Source organism: Okeania sp. SIO2B9, assembly GCF_010672505.1.
Taxonomy (GTDB): Bacteria; Cyanobacteriota; Cyanobacteriia; order Cyanobacteriales; family Microcoleaceae; genus Okeania; species Okeania hirsuta.
On sequence record NZ_JAAHGK010001453.1, the window covers coordinates 1 to 1,768 of the forward strand.

The window sequence follows — 1,768 nt, forward strand, 5'->3', positions numbered from 1 at the left end:
TGATCAGTCTACTACTGATAAACCAGAATGACCGTAACGTAATAGTATGCGATGAGCTTCTTCTATGGATGTCTCAGGAGGAATGGTGCGAACTGGAGATGACATCAAATCTCTGGCGGTGGGAGGTTGAGGAATTTGATTTTTGAGTTGGTCTACGAGTTTTTCCAGGGTTGCTTCAGGGTTACTGTCTCGGAGAGTAACTGCTGCTGCTCGGAGATGACCACCACCACCGAGAGGTTGTAATAGTTCGCTGAGGTTAGTATCTGGGATACGCGATCGCCCGATAATACTTAAGCTTTTTTCTGTTGTGTCTTTGAAGGAGTGGGTATGACCTAGGAGGAGAGCATCTATTTCTGTAAGGTCAATTAAACTAGAAGCTAAACTGGATAAACCGGGAATATATTCATCAGTGTGTAATAGTATCCACCCTATCTGATAATTTCTCACGGTGGAGCGTTGGATATTTTCCAGAGCTATTTTCAATAAATCTTGCAGTTGGGGAGATAAACCAGGTTCAGCATATTCGGAAATTACGGGTAAACTAGCGCCTTGCTGCATTAACCATGCTAAAGCTACTGCATCTCTTGGTGTTGTGTGGTCGAAGGTTAGGGAACCAGTATCAGCGTGGATACCAAGGGCCATAATTGTTGCTTCTGCTGGAGTTAAGACAGGGGTAGAATTGTTTTGGAGAGTCTGGAGTTTTTCTGCGATGAGGGTTGTGGTTGCTCCCACTGCTTCTATATAAGTTTGGGTAGCTGGAATATCGGTTTGAATTTCACAGTGATGGTCATAGATGATAATTTCTGATAGGTGGGGTAAGTCTAACCATTGGGCAGTTTTTCCCAGTCGGGAGCGTGTTTGAGTATCAACTATATATATGGAGCGGATTTGTTTTGGGTTGACGGAGCGACGTTCGATGATGGCAAATTCGTCTCGATGGAGGGCAAGGAATTGTTTGACGGTGGGGTGACAACCGCCAGTTAGTACGAGGCGACTACCTGGGTGGAGGTGGGTTAGTCCGACGGCGGCGCCGAGGGCGTCGAAGTCTGCGGTTGTGTGGCATAAGATTATGTTCATTTCATATTAAGTCAAAAGTCAAAAGTCAAAAGTCAAAAGTCAGAGTTTATGGGAAGTCAAAATTCAAGAATTTAGAATTTAGAATTTAGAATTTAGAATTACCTCTTCTTATAAATTAAGAGGATTGGTTAAAAGGATTTTTTTTCTTCTCTTGGTCTCATGGATATGGCGAGGAGACCCGCTCTTGACAGAGCCGCTCCGCTAACGCCATCCCATCCTACGGAATGCTCCGCAAACGACCGCTTTTTCTCCATGAATGGAGAGGCTTTATACCTGAATTTTTTGGTAATATTTTATAGGCTTAAAAATTTTAGGATAACATAAATAATTAAGTCATCTAAAGATTACTAAAGGTAACTGATTTATTATAGCTAATTAACGAGACTTGATATTATTTCTATAGGATGAGATTGTTGAAGAAATTCACAGAATTTGTGAAGAGTATTCTCGTTCATTTAATTATGATTTGAAACCCATATTTGCTGATTTACAAAAGCAGCAAGCGGAAAGTACCAGGGAAGTTGTGAATTTATCTCGAAAACCAGATATAACAAAACGTTGGAGGAGAAAAAAATTTATGATTTCTCAACCCCAAGATTATGCAAAAATGACCCGTGAAGAATATCTAGAATGGGAAGCTAAACAGGAATTTCGCCATGAATATGTAGACGGTGAAGTTTTAGCTATGACT

At 41.1% G+C, this 1,768-nt stretch carries 2 pseudogenes; one reads left to right on the forward strand and one right to left on the reverse strand.

Annotation, left to right across the window (positions count from 1 at the left end):
* Positions 1-6: 6 nt before the first annotated feature.
* Positions 7-1,077: pseudogene (locus F6K13_RS31630) on the reverse strand (DHH family phosphoesterase); the annotation flags it as partial.
* A 466-nt stretch (positions 1,078-1,543) separates the two neighbouring features.
* On the opposite strand from F6K13_RS31630, the pseudogene F6K13_RS31635 reads away from it, so the two are divergent.
* Positions 1,544-1,768, forward strand: a pseudogene (locus F6K13_RS31635) (hypothetical protein); the annotation flags it as partial.